Here is a 13,702-nt window from a genome sequence, read left to right on the forward strand (position 1 = left end):
GAAAGGAACCATCATGACTGCAATTTCTCGTCGCGGGTTCGGCACGCTTTTCGCCGCCGCCGCACTGACGCTGGCCACACAGGCGGGTGCGCAGGATCTGACAGGCGTCACCCTTCGCATCGGCGATCAGGTGGGTGAGCAGCGCGCCCGGCTTGAGGCCGCCGGTCTGCTGGACGACCTGCCCTATGAAATCGAATGGTCGGTCTATCCCGCCGCAGTGAACCTGCACGAGGCGCTGAAGGCCGAGGCGGTGGACATCGGCATGTCCGCCGACAGCCCGGCCGTCAGTGCCATCGCCGGCGGTTCGCAGATCAAGATTGCCGCCGCCTTTCACAATGGCGGGCTTGGCACCTCGATCATCGTGCCCAAGGACAGCCCGATCCAGAGCATCGAGGACCTGAAGGGCAAGACCATCTCACCCACCACCCGGGGCAGCGTGGCGCATTATCTGACGCTGGGCACGCTGAAGAAGGCCGGGATAGACCAGGATGACGTGAAGCTGGCTTTCCTGACCCCAGTGGATGCCTCGGCTGCGTTCCAGTCCGGCGGGGTCGACGCATGGGCGATCTGGGGTATCTACAAGGCGCGCAGCATCGGCGTGCTTGGCGCGCGCGAGCTTTATGACGGCCAAGGCGTGAATACCGGCAATATCGTCTATGCCGTGACCGAAAAGACCCTTGAAGACCCCGCGAAGATCAAGGCGATCAACGATTATCTGGCCCGGATCGAGAAAAGCTACGAATGGGCCCGCGAGAACCGCGAGGATTTCCTGAGCTTCTACGAAGGCTTCTCCAAGCAGGACCGTGCCACCGTCGAGCCGCTTTACGCCGAGCAGACCGCCTATAAGCGACTGCCCATCGACGACGCCTTTGTCGCCAGCCTGCAGAATGTCTTTACGACCTGGGTCGATGCCGGGGTGCTGAGCGGCTCGCTTAACCTGTCGTCCTATGTCTATCGCGACCTGCCTGTCATCGCGTCGAACTGACATGAGCATCACCCAGATCGATCCCGCCTATACCACTGCCATGCGAGAGGTCCGGCCGACCCCGGCGGCGGATGGGCAGGTGCGGCTGAAACCGGCGACGGCGCGGGGGCGACAGGTGCCGCGCTGGATACGCCGGACCATCGGCCCGGTGACCTTGGTGCTGATATGGCACGCCGCCTCGGTCACCGGCGTCCTGCCGTCCGAGGTGCTGGCGGGTCCGGCGACGGTGCTGTCCAGCGCGACCCGGCTGGTCGAAAGCGGTGAGTTGCAGGACGCCGTCGTCGTCTCGATGCGCCGGGCGATGAGCGGGCTTCTGATCGGAGGCAGCATCGGCGTTGCACTTGCCGTCCTGTCCGGTCTGACCCGGCTGGGTGAGGACCTGATCGACGCGCCCATGCAGATGCTGCGCACCGTGCCGAACGTGGCGCTGATCCCGCTGCTGATTATCTGGTTCGGCATCGGCGAGGCGCCGAAGATCGCGCTGATCGCGCTTGCGACCGCATTTCCGCTGTATCTCAACGTCTATGCGGGCATTCGCGGCGTCGACCAATCGCTGATCGAGGCGGGGCGCACGCTGGGCCTTGGTCGCGTCGGGCTGGTGCGCAATGTCATCTTACCGGGTGCGCTGCCCAATGCGCTGGTCGGTCTGCGCTATTCGCTGGGCATCGCATGGCTGGCGCTGGTCTTTGGCGAGCAGATCAACGCCACCGCCGGGGTCGGCTATCTGATGGCCAACGCGCGCGAATTCTTCCAGACCGACGTGATCGTCGTCTGCCTTGTCGTCTATGCCCTGCTCGGCCTTGCGGTCGATCTGGTGGTGCGCAGCTTGGAAAGGATCTTCCTGTCATGGCGACCCAGCTTTACCGGAACCTGAGAAACCCGGCGGCCGTTGCGGTGCGGGGGCTCAGCCGCGCCTTTGGCCCGCGCCGGGTGATCGACAATCTGGACCTTACCATCCGGCCCGGTGAGTTCGTGGCGCTGCTGGGCGCCTCGGGATGCGGCAAGTCAACGCTGCTGCGCATTCTGGGCGATCTGGACCCCGAGTTCGAGGGAGAGGTCACCGTTCCCGCCCGCCGCGCCATCGCCTTTCAGGCGCCCCGGCTGATGCCGTGGAAACGGGTCTGGCACAATGTCGTCCTGGGCCTGCCCGGCCGGCCCGACCGCCGACGGGCCGAACGTGCGCTGGCTGAGGTCGGCATTGGCCACCGCGCTGACGTCTGGCCCAAGGTGCTGTCGGGGGGCGAGGCGCAGCGTGCCGCTCTGGCGCGGGCGCTGGTGCGCGAACCCGACCTGCTGCTGCTGGACGAACCTTTCGCGGCGCTGGATGCGCTGACGCGGATCAAGGCGCAGGCGCTGGTGGCCGAGTTGTGGCAGCGCCACGGCTGCGCGATCCTGCTGGTCACGCATGACGTGGAAGAGGCGATCCTGCTGGCAGATCGCGTGCTGGTGATGAAAGAAGGCGTCATCGCCCATCAGGAACGCATCGCGCTGGAAAGGCCTCGCGACGTGGCCGATCCTGAATTCGCCCGTGTCCGCGGGACGTTGCTGGACTGGCTGGGCGTGCGGCACGGGGCGGCACATTGAGACAGGGTTTCGCAATCACGACCGATGTTCTGGTCATCGGCGGCGGCATGGCCGGTGCCTGGGCCGCCATCGACGCCCGGCGGGCAGGGGCCTCTGTCGTGCTGGTCGAAAAGGGCTGGCTGGGCACCTCGGGGGTAACCGCGACGGCCGGGCCGGGTCATTGGTGGGTTCCCCCCGCCGACCGGCCAGCAGCCATCGCCCGCCGGCTTGCGCAATCCGGCGGGCTGAACGACCCGACCTGGATGGAACGCATCCTTGAAACGACATGGCAGAGCTTGCCGACCCTTGCCGATGTCTATGATTTTCCGCGCAATGAGCAGGGACAGCCGCAATACCGCGCCATGCGAGGGCCGGAATACATGCGCGCACTACGCAGGCGGCTGGAGGGTATCGGTGTCACCATTATCGACCACGCCCCTGCCCGGGAACTGCTGCGCCATTCCGATGGCAGCATCGGTGGTGCGCGTGGCATTCGCCGTCCCCAGGGCGATACCTGGCAGGTCGAGGCCGGGGCCGTGGTCCTGGCGACCGGTGGCACGGCCTTTCGTTCGCACCTGCTTGGGTCCCGCAACAACACCGGCGACGGTTATCTCATGGCGGCCGAGGTGGGGGCGCAGCTTTCCGGCATGGAGTTCACGGCGGTCTATTGTGTTGCCCCGGCGCGCACGACGATGACACGGTCGATGTCCTTCGCCTTTGCGACCTATTATGACGAGACGGGACAGGTTCTGCCCATATCCGGGCCGGATATCACCCGGCCGCTGGCGCAGGCGCTGATGCAGGGCCGGGTCTTTGCCGATCTCGGGCGGACACCGGCCGACATTCAGGCGCAGGTGCCAACCATCTCGCCCAATTTCATGCTGCCGTTCCGTCGCTGGAACATCGATCCCTATGCCGCGAAATTCGAGGTCACGCTGCATGGCGAGGGCACGGTGCGCGGTATAGGCGGCCTGCGGGTCGAGGGCCCGGATTGCGCCAGCGGGGTGCCGGGCCTTTTCGTTGCGGGGGACGCCGCCACGCGCGAACTGGTGGCCGGGGCAATCTCGGGCGGGGGCAATATCAATTCGGCATGGGCGCTGTCCTCGGGACGATGGGCCGGGGCGGGTGCGGCCCGCTTCGCCTTGCGCAGCCAGCGCCGCGGCGGTGCGCGCGGCGCCGGACGGGCCGGGCTGCACCCTACGGGACGCCGCCGGATAGACGAGGGTGCGATCCTTGCCCGGGTGCAGGATGCGATGCTGTCCTATGACAAGGTGCTGTTCCGGCACGAGGCACAGATGCGCGCCAGCCTGACCGGGCTGAATGAAGCATGGCGCGAGCTTGCCGAAGCGGACCGGCCGGCGCGCGAACTGGCGGCACTTGTGGCCTCGGCGCGCTGGTCGCTGAGGGCTGCGCTTTTGCGTAATGAAAGCCGCGGCATCCACCAGCGCGTGGACCGGCCCGCCACCGATCCTGCATGGGCCCGCCGGATCAGCGTGCATGGCCTGGACCGGCTGCGCGCCTTTCCCGAACCAATAGCAAGGACAGGGTCATGATCGAATTCATTTTGGCCGAGGCCTGCAACGCCTGCGGACGTTGTGTCGAAGTCTGTCCGACCGCGGTTTTCGACAGGATGCCCGACGGCTTGCCCAAGATCGCCCGGCCCGGCGACTGCCAGACCTGTTTCATGTGCGAACTTTATTGCCGCGAAGATGCTATCTTTGTCGGGCCGGATGCCGGTCGCATCGAGGGGTTCGACCCGCAAACCACGCATCGCGCCGGCTTGATGGGCGAGATGCGGCGACATCACGGCTGGGACGAATGGGACGGGCGCTATCCGAACCAGCATTGGCGCATGGAGGAAGTATTCCTCCGCGCCCGCCATTTGGCAGCAGAATAAAACCGGTAAGCGCCGATATGCGCGACCGCAGAAGGAGAAGGATATGCCCCACGACCACGATCATCACTCCCATGACCATGACCATGACGAGGCGCCGCGCTGGAAACATGACGGCGTGCGGGTCATCAAAGGGGATCAGCTCGATTCCAATACCGCCCAGACCCCCGGCATGTTCCGGCAGGCGGCGATCAATCACGCCCGCGTCGGTGCCCAAAGGATCTGGGCCGGCACCGTTGCCATCGAACCCGATGCCAAGACCGGCGTGCATCATCATGGACCGCTGGAAAGCGTGATCTATGTCGTGCGCGGCAAGGCGCGGCTTCGCTGGGGCGAGCGGCTGGAATATGTCGCCGAGGCCGGTCCCGGCGATTTCATCTACGTTCCCCCCTATGTTCCGCATCAAGAGATCAACGCCGACCCCGATCAGGTGCTGGAATGTGTGCTGGTGCGCTCGGACAACGAGGCGGTGGTGGTCAACATCACCGATGTCGATCCGATCGAGCCCCCTGAAGCCGTCTACTGGGTCGATCCGATCCACGCGGCCCCCAAATCCTGAAGGAGAAATCATGTCCAATCGTATCACCGCCGCCGACCTGCCTGCCGATTTGTTGGGGGTCGATCTGCTGATCGACGTGCGTGCGCCCAAGGGCCGCGCCGAGAATGGAGAGATCGCCTCGGCCGTCATTCTGCCCAAGTCGCTGGTGGCCGAGGTCTTTGCCGGACCCTTTGCCACGGTGCCGAAGGATGCGCGCATCGTCGTCTTCTGCGGCTCCATCAACGGCTCGGGCCCGGTGGTCGAGACGTTGACCGGGCTTGGTTTCACCAATGTTGCCGATGTCGATGGCGGCTATGCGGCGGTCAAGGAACGCGGCATCGCCTGAGCGGCGAGGTCGGAACAACAACAACACTTTTTGGAAGGCCATGTCATGCGTGTCGCGCTTACGCTGTTTCTGATTCTCAGCCCCGCAGCAGCGTTTGCCCATCCCGGGTATCTGCATGCCGGTGGGTTCGCCACGGGTTTTTTGCATCCCTTGCTGGGGCTGGATCATGTCGTTGCCATGATCGCAGTGGGTCTGTGGGCGGCCTCGCTGGGGGCATCGGCGGCGCCGGTCCTGTTCCTTGCCTTTCCGCTGGCCATGATCGCTGGCGGATTGCTGGGCGCGGCGGGCATTCCGGTTCCCGCCGTTGAGGCAGGCATCGCCGCCTCGTCCATCGTGATCGGGATTGCCGTCATGCTGGCGCTGCGTGCGCCGCTGTGGGCGGCAGGTCTGGTCGTTGCCATCTTTGCCGTTTTCCACGGCCACGCCCATGGCGCCGAGATGCCTGCGGGCAGCAACCTCGTCCCTTATGCGACGGGTTTTGTTCTGGCGACGCTGCTTTTGCATCTGGCGGGTCTTGGTGTCGGTCGGCTGGGACGCGCGTATCAGGGCACGCTTGCGTTGCGCGGAATGGGGGCGATCATCGCGCTTGTTGGCTCGTTCGCGCTTGGCGGGTTGGCCGGATAGCTGACCCCCTGCCGTCATTTCACCTCGGCACTGCGACTGATATCCGCACCGACGGCATTCCCGGCGCCTATGAGGTGGTGCATTGGCCGAAGTGGGGCTGATCTTCGTCGCCTCGGTCCCCTCCTTTGACAAGGGCACGCCGAGTGTCATCCATGTGCTTGATGCCGGCAACCTGCGCCCGATCCGGCAGATCCAGTTGCCGCGCCGCGCTTTTGCGCTGGCGCTCGACCGGAGCACGGGCCGGCTTTACGCCGGCAATACGATGGACGGTTCACTGACCGTGATCGACGCGAAGGGCGGGCAGATCCTCGACACCATCCAGCTTGGCCTGAAGGATGAAGAGGGCGGATTCGAACATATCCGTATGATCGCGCTGGACGAGGACAAGGGCCTTGCCTTCGTCAGATCGGCGCAAAAGGATCACGACGTGAAAGAGCGCATGTCCTTGCCGGCTCATCCCAATAGTCTGGAGGTCAGCGAGAATGGCCAGACGCTGTTCCTGACAGTGAAGGCGCCGCTTGATAAGGCGCATCCGGATTACCGTGAGGGTAGGCTGGATTCGCTGCTGCGAATCGATCTGGAACGGCTCGGCAAAGGAGACAAATGATCCAAGCATAGGGGGCTGTCGGCTTGGGCCGGACGCCGTGGTTTCATGCGTGAAGGTGGTGGTCTGGCGAGCCATCCGTCAGCTTCCTGCGGGAAGGGTCAAAATGGCCGCGCCAATGCTTTTGGACAGCGGCCAGCGGGTCAGAGTGCCGGCTCAAGCACCTTTCGCAACATCGAACGCGCCCGGTTCACCCGGCTTTTGATCGTGCCGATGTCGCATTTCAGAATCCGGGCCGCGTCCAGATAGCTTTCGCCAAGCGCCCCCACCAGAATGATCGCCTCGCGATAGTGGTTCGGCATTTCGCGCAGCGCCGCCTTCAGTTCGGTCGCCTGCATATGCCATTCCTGATTGGGCTTGACCTGCGGCACCAGCGAGGCGCAATCCGCCGCACCCGTGCGTTCGCGGGCAGATCTCTGGCAGTTCGTAAAGAAACGGTTGCGCATGATGGTAAAAAGCCAGGCACGCATATTGGTGCCGGGGTGGTAGCGATGGGCATTTTCAATCGCGCGAAGCAGGGTTTCCTGAACAAGATCCTCGGCATCCGGGACCGATCGGCACAAGGCCCGCGAATAGGCCCGCAGCGCCGGGATATGGCTGAGGATGTCGTCCGACATTGACCTTATTTCCACCCCGCTGACCTTGCGAATTCAATGCGGCAGAGCGGGGATGGTTCCGTCCGAAATAATCGCTGGGCAGAAACCGGCCGACGACTATCGGGCCCCACCGTCACGGCGATGGCGGACGTCCTCCAGTGGCCTTGCGAGTTCGCGCATGGCGAGATCGGTTCCTTTTCCGTCTGTGCCAGCAGTTCGGTCAGCGGTTTATCGAGTTGGGGGTCGACAATGGAACCCCTTTCACCCTTGGCCATCTGGAAATCCGCTCCGCTTATGACTTGCGCCAGTTTAGTCGAACAGCTTGGCCGGGGGAGTCCATTCGCCCCAAGTATTCCAAGAGTGCTGCAGATCTCCCGACACCGACCCTTGGTCGCCAGACGGTGGCCACCATAGGCTTGGGTGTTTGCAATGGCTTATCGCAGTGGGTTTTCAGACCCGTTCGCATGGTCGGCAATCCGGTTCCGATTCTTGCGGGAACATTTCAACCGGATGCCGGTTCAGACAGCCCCCCTGCATAGAGACGATGTGATGGCGCGTGACACGGACGCTCCGAAAAAAGGTCCAAGGCGAGAGGCAACCGGCTGAGACTGCGCACAACGCCGGGGGGCAGGAAGGGCCGCACCATCGAATTTTTGGACCAAACTTTTAGCGCAGTTGGTCGATCATCCAGGTCGGGCGATGCGGGGCATGCGCTGCAATCTCTTGAATAAGCGTTTCCGGTATCGACACGTCGATCTTGTCCCGATGAACCCCATGCAGCACGAACAGGCTGTCCAGACCGCTTTGCTGCGCGCCCGCTACGTCGTGCAGCAGCGAATCCCCGACCCCAAGCACTCGACTGGGCGATAGTCCCAACTCGACTATCGCCGTGCGGTAGATCCTTGGATGGGGTTTGCCGTGGTAATGGCTGGTCCCGCCCATCTGCTCATAAAGTGCGGCGACGGCACCCGGCGCGACCAGGATCTCTCCCTCGCCGTTCACCCGTTCCATGTCGGGATTGGCGCAGATCAGGGGAAGGCCAAGCCGGGCCGCGATCTGCAATTCGGACAGCCAGATTTGCGGAATCCGGTCGGCCACCTCCATGCTCAGAAGAAAGACGAAATCCGCCTGCCGGGCATGGGCAACCTGCTCATAACCGTGATCCAGCAGGGGGGGACGGTCGGTTTTGCGACCGAGCACCAACACTTTGCGCCCAAGCCCGGCATAGGCCCGGTCACGCTGTCCGATCAGCGCATCATAGGCATCATCGCCGGCCGAGAGGATACGGTCATAGAGTTCCGCCCCGATCCCCATTGCGGCCATGAGATGTGCGTTCTCCGCACCTGTCCGGCCGGAATTCGACAGGATGATCACCTTTTTGCCGGCTTTTTTCAGTGCGGCCAGCGCGGCCAGCGCCTCGGGGTAGACGTCGGCCCCGTTATGAAGCACGCCCCATTGATCGACCAGATACCCGTCATAGCGGTCCGAGATATCGGCAAGCCGGTCCAGCTGCAGCGGCAGGCATGTGGTTGTCACGTCACCTTCTCCCGCACCCAAGCGCTGATGAACTCGCTGGCGATGACCAGCACCAGAATGGCGCACAGGATCAGCAGAACCTGGTTCCAGGCAAAGGAGTTGATGGAGGAGTAAAGATAAAGCCCGATGCCGCCGGCGCCGACGAAGCCCAAGACCGAGCTTTCGCGGATATTGATGTCCCAGCGGTAAACCGTGGTCCCGATAAGTGCGGGTTGGATCTGCGGCCAGATCGCGGTGGCCCAGACTTGATAGCGGTTGGCGCCCGTCGCCTCGATCGCCTCGATCTGGCCCGGATCGACCTCTTCGATGGCTTCCGCGATCAGTTTCGCGATAAAGCCGACCGAGCGTGCGGCGACCGCGCAGATCCCCGCCACCGGGCCGGGGCCGAAGATCGCCACGAACAAAAGCCCCCAGATCACCGTATTGATGGACCGCGACAGCACAAGGATTACCCGTCCGATGGCCCAGCTTATCCGGTTGTAGGTGGTGTTGCTGGCAGCCAGGAAGGCCACAGGCACGGCAAGCACGAAAGAAATCATCGTGCCCAGTGTGCCGATATGGACCGTCTCGATCAGCGGTCCGAGGATCTGCGGGGCATAATCCCAGCGTGGCGGCCACAGGCGGTCCGCAAGATCCATCGCCTGCACATGGGCATCCGCGAGGAAATGCCACTGGACCTCCATCGCCTGCATGGCCCAGACGACGATGGCGACGCATAGGATCGTCCAGCCCCAATGCGCATAGGTCTCGCGGCGGGTGTAGCGGTGATAGCGGGTGGGATAGCGGGATGGGCTATTCATCAGCGCAGTCTCCGGCGGATCCAGTCGCTCAGGATCTCTCCCATAGCGACCAGCGCGGCAATGCAAAGAAGGATCGCACTGGCGAAATCGTAGTCGTATTTGGTGAATGAGGCCGACAGGGTCGTGCCGATGCCGCCCGCGCCCACGATGCCGATGATCGTCGAATGCCGCAGGTTGGAATCAAGCCGATAGATATAGATGCCGATCTGTTTGACGAGAACCTGAGGCATGACGCCAAAACTGACGATCTGGCCAAAGCTTGCCCCGGTGGCGCGCAGGGCCTCGATCGGTCCCATCTTCATGTTTTCGATATCCTCGGCCAATGTCTTGGCAAGAAAGGTGGTCGAGCCAAAGGCGAGGGTCAGAACCCCCGCAAGCGGACCAAACCCGAAAAGCTTTACGAAAAAGATCGCGATCAGAATCTCGTGGAACGTGCGTCCGACGACGATAAAGCCCCGTGCGGCCAGATAGACCGGTTTCGGCGCAAGGTTGCGCGCGGCGGCCAGCCCGACCGGGATGGCAAGGACGATGCCGACCACGGTCGAGATGATGGCGATCTGGATGCTCTCCATCATGCCGTTCCATATCAGCGACCAGCGCGAAAAGTCCGGGGGCAGCATGCGCGCAAAGATATCGCCGGCCCGGGAAAAGCCCGCCATCACCCGCCTGCCATCGACATTGAGCGTCAGGACGGTTGCTATGACGTAAAGGACCACCCCCCAGTAAAACAGCCGGCGAATCCTGTAGCTGCCGAAAATCGTCGGTGGGCGCCAGCTTTGTGCCTGGGCGGGGGCATCAGAGCGGTTCATTGGGCAGCCTCGACGGGTTCGGCCTGCTGTTCGGTGAATGCTTCGAAACTGCCATACACTTCGGCCAGCCGCTGGTTGGTAAGCGCGGACGAAGGACCATCAAAGACCTTGCGCCCATCGCGCATGCCTATGATCCGATCACAGCAGGCCTTGGCCAGACCCACATCATGGATATTGATGATTGCGGGCATCTGCTCTTCGTGGATCACATTGGAGACAAGCTCCATGATCTGGCGCGAGGTATTGGGGTCAAGGCTCGCCGTGGGTTCATCCAAAAGAAGAAGCTTTGGCCGCTGCATCAGGGCGCGTGCGATACCGACACGCTGGCGTTGCCCCCCTGACAGCGCATCAGCGCGGCGGTTCTCGAAACCCGAAAGCCCAACCCGGTCAAGAAGGGCATATGCCGCCTGAATATCCTCTGGCGGATAACGATAGCGCAGCGAGGTCCAAAGCCCCACATAGCCCAAGCGCCCGGAAAGGACGTTTTGCATGACCGTCAGCCGTTCGACGAGATTGTATTCCTGAAAGATCATGCCGATCTGGCGGCGCATCGCCCGCAGATCATTGCGCCGCAGCGACGTGATTTCGGCATCGTGCAGTTTGACCGAGCCCGAGGTGGGCTCGACCAGCCGGTTGATACAGCGGATCAGGGTCGATTTGCCCGCACCGGACGAGCCGATGACGCCGACAAGCTGAGGGGTATGGATCTGAAAGCTGACGGCATCCAGCGCACGGCGCCCGGTGCCATAGTCCTTTGTCAGATCCGCGACTGCCAGAAGGGCGGATGTCATCGGCTCGTCCCGGTCATTCGTTTTTCAGAGTTGTAAGGCCAGCTTCGTCATAGGTCGCGCCGGTTTCGATCTGGATCGCGACGACATTGACCCAGTCGTCCTTGTATTCGACCGGCGTGAAGCCCTTGGTGTCCTTGAACTCTTCAAAAAGGCTGGAGTTCTGGAAGTCGAAATCAAGAAAGGCTTGGGCGATCGCGTCGGCCAGCTCCGGCTTCAGGTTATAGGCGGTGCCATAAGCCGTGCGCGGAAAGGGGCTTGATTCATAGATGATCCGCAGGGCGTCCTTTTCCACCACGCCGCGCTCGATCATCCGTTCCAGCACGCTGGATGCGACGGGCGCCGCGTCGTAATCGCCGTTGACGACGCCGAGGATCGAGTTGTCATGCTTGCCCGAATAGAGGATTTCGTAATCCTCGCCCGGCGTAACACCCATTTGCTTGAAAAGGACGCGCGGCGCGGTATCGCCCGAGTTGGACGAGGGCGCGACATGGGCGACCCGCTTGCCCTTCAAATCCGCGACGGTCTTGATATCGCTCGCGGCAGGCACCACAAGCTGCAGCGTATAGCCCAGCGAACCGTCGATCTTGTCCATCGTCACTTTGGGATGGAAGCCGGCGATATTCACGGCATAAGGAACCGCCCCCGCGGCAACACCGGCGATATGCAGGCGACCCGAGCGCATGGCCTCGACCTGTGCGGCATAGGATTCCGCCGGGAACCAGGACACGTTCTTGCCGGTCTTTTCGGTCAGGTGCTTCAGCAAATCCTGGAAAGTGCCCTCGTAAACGGCGGGGTCCTCGACCGGAGTATAGCTGAAGATCAACGTATCCGGGTCGAGCAGTTTTGCCGGATCCGTCGGCGGATCGGCGAGCGCATCGCCGTCGGCATCACAGAACCGGTCGTTGAGGTGACCTCGATTGGCACAGTCTTGCGCCAAAGCGGCGCTGGACAGCATGCAGGTAACGGCCAGGGCTATGCCCGGCAGGCCTAGTTTGATCATGGACATGCGCTCTCCTCCCAAAGAACCCTGTCATGGAAGCAAGTTTACATTTAGCTGTCAACAAAACGTCACCAAACTGTTAAATTTCTTTCAGGCCGGGACGCCAGCCTGCTGTTTACAGTCGGAATTCTTAATCATGGCCTTGTTGCAGGTTGAACTGTTCGATGGTTGGAAGATAACTATCATGAAACTGGACAAGAGGCGGATATGGAGCATCACCGGCTGACGGAGCGACAGGACCGCATCCTGCGTCATATCCAGGACGCAGGTTTTGCCACCATCGATTCCATGGCCGAGAGTTTCGGCGTTTCAGCCCAGACCGTCCGGCGCGACCTGATTGCACTTGAGCGAAGCGACTACCTGATCCGCTTTCACGGCGGGGCAGGGCCGGGGCGGAACATGGTGCGGCTGGGTCATGCCGAAAAAAGCACTGCCGCCCAGGACGGCAAGACCCGCATCGCCCAGGCCGTGGCGAAAATGATCCCCGAGGGCGCGGCCGTCTATCTTGACGTGGGCTCGACGGTCGAGGCGGTCGCGCGCGCCTTGACCCAGCACAGGCATTTGCGGATTGTGACGCCCGGCGCGGCGGTTGCGATGATTTTTGCCACCGCCCGGCAGATAGATGTCTTCCTGACCGGCGGCAGCCTTCGCGGTGCGAATGGGGCTTTGGTGGGCGAGCATGCCAAGGAAACCCTTCGCCGCTTTCGTTTCGACCATATGGTGACCAGCTTCGGCGGCTTTTCTCCCGAGGGTGAGCCGATGGATTTCGATCCCGAAAAGGCGATCCTTCGCCGCATCGCGCTTGAGAATTCATTGCAGCGGATCGGGGTGGTCGATGCCTCGAAGTTCCATCGCCACGCGCTGGCAAAGATGCACGACGGTGTGGGCTTCACGGATCTTGTAACCGACGCTCCGCCGCCCGAACAGGTGGTCGCGGCAATGGCCCGCAGCCAGACCCGTATCACGGTGGTGGAAGCACCACAGATCGAAAGCCGCTAGTCCAAGCCCGTCAAACAGCAGATCCGCGACCCGCCGCGCCCATGCTGCGGCGCGGAATGCATATCGGCCTTGCCGGATGGCCGGCTACTCTGCGCGGGTTGCCCGATCTATATCCGTCTTGTCCGCAACATGCCCGATGAATGGGCGAGATGAAAACAGGTGCTGAAATGTCCGTCGTCGAACTGAGCCGTCATAATGCCACCGGTGGTCTGAGCCAGGTTGTCGCGCGTCTCATCGCGACGGTCGTTGCCTGGAACGATGCCCGCATCACCCGCCGCGAGTTGAACAGCCTCTCCGATCGCGAACTGGCCGATATTGGCGTGACGCGCGGGGATATCGAGCGTATCGCCCGCGGCCTCTGAGGCCCACCTACCTGCAATGACCCAAACCCCCGATGCTCCGCAGCGGGGGTTTTTGCATGGCCGGGAAGGGCGGATCTGCGGGGAATACCGGGTTTCATGCGGATTGTGTCGCGCGCAGGTAATGGGCGTGCGAATGACGGGCCGACGGGAAGCACACATATGGCGACCGGCGTGGTTCAACTGCGGAAAAGGCTGCGGTGTCATCCGGCCCGATGCCCGGGGGGTGATGTCTTTGTCTAAGTTTACGCCATGGAG

At 62.7% G+C, this 13,702-nt stretch carries 17 protein-coding genes; 11 read left to right on the top strand and 6 right to left on the bottom strand.

Annotated features, from left to right (window positions below):
• The first annotated feature begins 13 nt into the window (after positions 1–13).
• The 9 genes from JWJ88_RS20890 to JWJ88_RS20930 all read left to right on the top strand — a co-directional run bounded on the left by JWJ88_RS20890 (position 14) and on the right by JWJ88_RS20930 (position 6,557).
• On the top strand, positions 14–985 hold the full coding sequence (locus JWJ88_RS20890) for an ABC transporter substrate-binding protein (RefSeq protein WP_205297110.1): 972 nt from the start codon (positions 14–16) through the stop codon (positions 983–985).
• Position 986: 1 nt separating this feature from the next.
• Positions 987–1,859: an ABC transporter permease subunit gene (locus JWJ88_RS20895; protein ID WP_205297111.1), complete on the top strand. Its 873-nt coding sequence runs from the start codon at positions 987–989 to the stop codon at positions 1,857–1,859.
• The gene (locus tag JWJ88_RS20900; RefSeq protein ID WP_205297112.1) at positions 1,832–2,569 is read left to right on the top strand and encodes an ABC transporter ATP-binding protein; all 738 of its coding nucleotides are present in this window, start codon (positions 1,832–1,834) and stop codon (positions 2,567–2,569) included. Before JWJ88_RS20895 ends, JWJ88_RS20900 begins: the two co-directional genes overlap by 28 nt.
• On the top strand, positions 2,566–4,101 hold the full coding sequence (locus tag JWJ88_RS20905) for an FAD-dependent oxidoreductase (protein ID WP_240200395.1): 1,536 nt from the start codon (positions 2,566–2,568) through the stop codon (positions 4,099–4,101). The genes JWJ88_RS20900 and JWJ88_RS20905 overlap by 4 nt, the downstream gene beginning before the upstream one ends.
• Entirely contained in the window at positions 4,098–4,445 is a 348-nt protein-coding gene (locus JWJ88_RS20910) for a 4Fe-4S dicluster domain-containing protein (protein ID WP_205297113.1), read from the top strand. The genes JWJ88_RS20905 and JWJ88_RS20910 overlap by 4 nt, the downstream gene beginning before the upstream one ends.
• Before the next feature lie 43 nt (positions 4,446–4,488).
• On the top strand, positions 4,489–5,001 hold the full coding sequence (locus JWJ88_RS20915; protein WP_205297114.1) for a cupin domain-containing protein: 513 nt from the start codon (positions 4,489–4,491) through the stop codon (positions 4,999–5,001).
• A gap of 10 nt (positions 5,002–5,011) precedes the next feature.
• Positions 5,012–5,326 carry a rhodanese-like domain-containing protein gene (locus tag JWJ88_RS20920; protein WP_205297115.1) on the top strand — a complete coding sequence of 105 codons (315 nt, stop codon included), beginning with the start codon at positions 5,012–5,014 and terminating at the stop codon, positions 5,324–5,326.
• A gap of 45 nt (positions 5,327–5,371) precedes the next feature.
• On the top strand, positions 5,372–5,950 hold the full coding sequence (locus JWJ88_RS20925) for a HupE/UreJ family protein (RefSeq protein ID WP_205297116.1): 579 nt from the start codon (positions 5,372–5,374) through the stop codon (positions 5,948–5,950).
• Positions 5,951–6,032: 82 nt separating this feature from the next.
• Positions 6,033–6,557: a YncE family protein gene (locus JWJ88_RS20930; RefSeq protein WP_205297117.1), complete on the top strand. Its 525-nt coding sequence runs from the start codon at positions 6,033–6,035 to the stop codon at positions 6,555–6,557.
• Between the two features lie 140 nt (positions 6,558–6,697).
• On the opposite strand, the gene JWJ88_RS20935 is transcribed toward JWJ88_RS20930, so the two are convergent.
• The 6 genes from JWJ88_RS20935 to phnD all read right to left on the bottom strand — a co-directional run bounded on the left by JWJ88_RS20935 (position 6,698) and on the right by phnD (position 12,092).
• Entirely contained in the window at positions 6,698–7,171 is a 474-nt protein-coding gene (locus JWJ88_RS20935; protein WP_205297118.1) for a sigma-70 family RNA polymerase sigma factor, read from the bottom strand.
• Positions 7,172–7,816: 645 nt separating this feature from the next.
• On the bottom strand, positions 7,817–8,686 hold the full coding sequence (locus tag JWJ88_RS20940) for a TIGR01459 family HAD-type hydrolase (RefSeq protein ID WP_205297119.1): 870 nt from the start codon (positions 8,684–8,686) through the stop codon (positions 7,817–7,819).
• On the bottom strand, positions 8,683–9,486 hold the full coding sequence (gene phnE, locus JWJ88_RS20945; protein ID WP_205297120.1) for a phosphonate ABC transporter, permease protein PhnE: 804 nt from the start codon (positions 9,484–9,486) through the stop codon (positions 8,683–8,685). The genes JWJ88_RS20940 and phnE (JWJ88_RS20945) overlap by 4 nt, the downstream gene beginning before the upstream one ends.
• The gene (gene phnE, locus JWJ88_RS20950; protein ID WP_205297121.1) at positions 9,486–10,295 is read right to left on the bottom strand and encodes a phosphonate ABC transporter, permease protein PhnE; all 810 of its coding nucleotides are present in this window, start codon (positions 10,293–10,295) and stop codon (positions 9,486–9,488) included. Before phnE (JWJ88_RS20950) ends, phnE (JWJ88_RS20945) begins: the two co-directional genes overlap by 1 nt.
• Entirely contained in the window at positions 10,292–11,086 is a 795-nt protein-coding gene (gene phnC, locus JWJ88_RS20955) for a phosphonate ABC transporter ATP-binding protein (RefSeq protein WP_205297122.1), read from the bottom strand. Before phnC ends, phnE (JWJ88_RS20950) begins: the two co-directional genes overlap by 4 nt.
• A 13-nt stretch (positions 11,087–11,099) precedes the next feature.
• Positions 11,100–12,092, bottom strand: coding sequence for a phosphate/phosphite/phosphonate ABC transporter substrate-binding protein (gene phnD / locus JWJ88_RS20960; RefSeq protein WP_205297123.1), 993 nt, complete (start codon positions 12,090–12,092; stop codon positions 11,100–11,102).
• Positions 12,093–12,293: 201 nt separating this feature from the next.
• On the opposite strand from phnD, the gene JWJ88_RS20965 reads away from it, so the two are divergent.
• Together JWJ88_RS20965 and JWJ88_RS20970 are read left to right on the top strand one after the other, a co-directional pair.
• On the top strand, positions 12,294–13,085 hold the full coding sequence (locus JWJ88_RS20965; RefSeq protein ID WP_205297124.1) for a DeoR/GlpR family DNA-binding transcription regulator: 792 nt from the start codon (positions 12,294–12,296) through the stop codon (positions 13,083–13,085).
• 140 nt (positions 13,086–13,225) lie between these two features.
• Positions 13,226–13,447 carry a DUF1127 domain-containing protein gene (locus JWJ88_RS20970; RefSeq protein ID WP_407673954.1) on the top strand — a complete coding sequence of 74 codons (222 nt, stop codon included), beginning with the start codon at positions 13,226–13,228 and terminating at the stop codon, positions 13,445–13,447.
• Positions 13,448–13,702: the final 255 nt, after the last annotated feature.

It is taken from the genome of Paracoccus methylovorus (assembly GCF_016919705.1).
GTDB classification, from domain to species: Bacteria; Pseudomonadota; Alphaproteobacteria; order Rhodobacterales; family Rhodobacteraceae; genus Paracoccus; species Paracoccus methylovorus.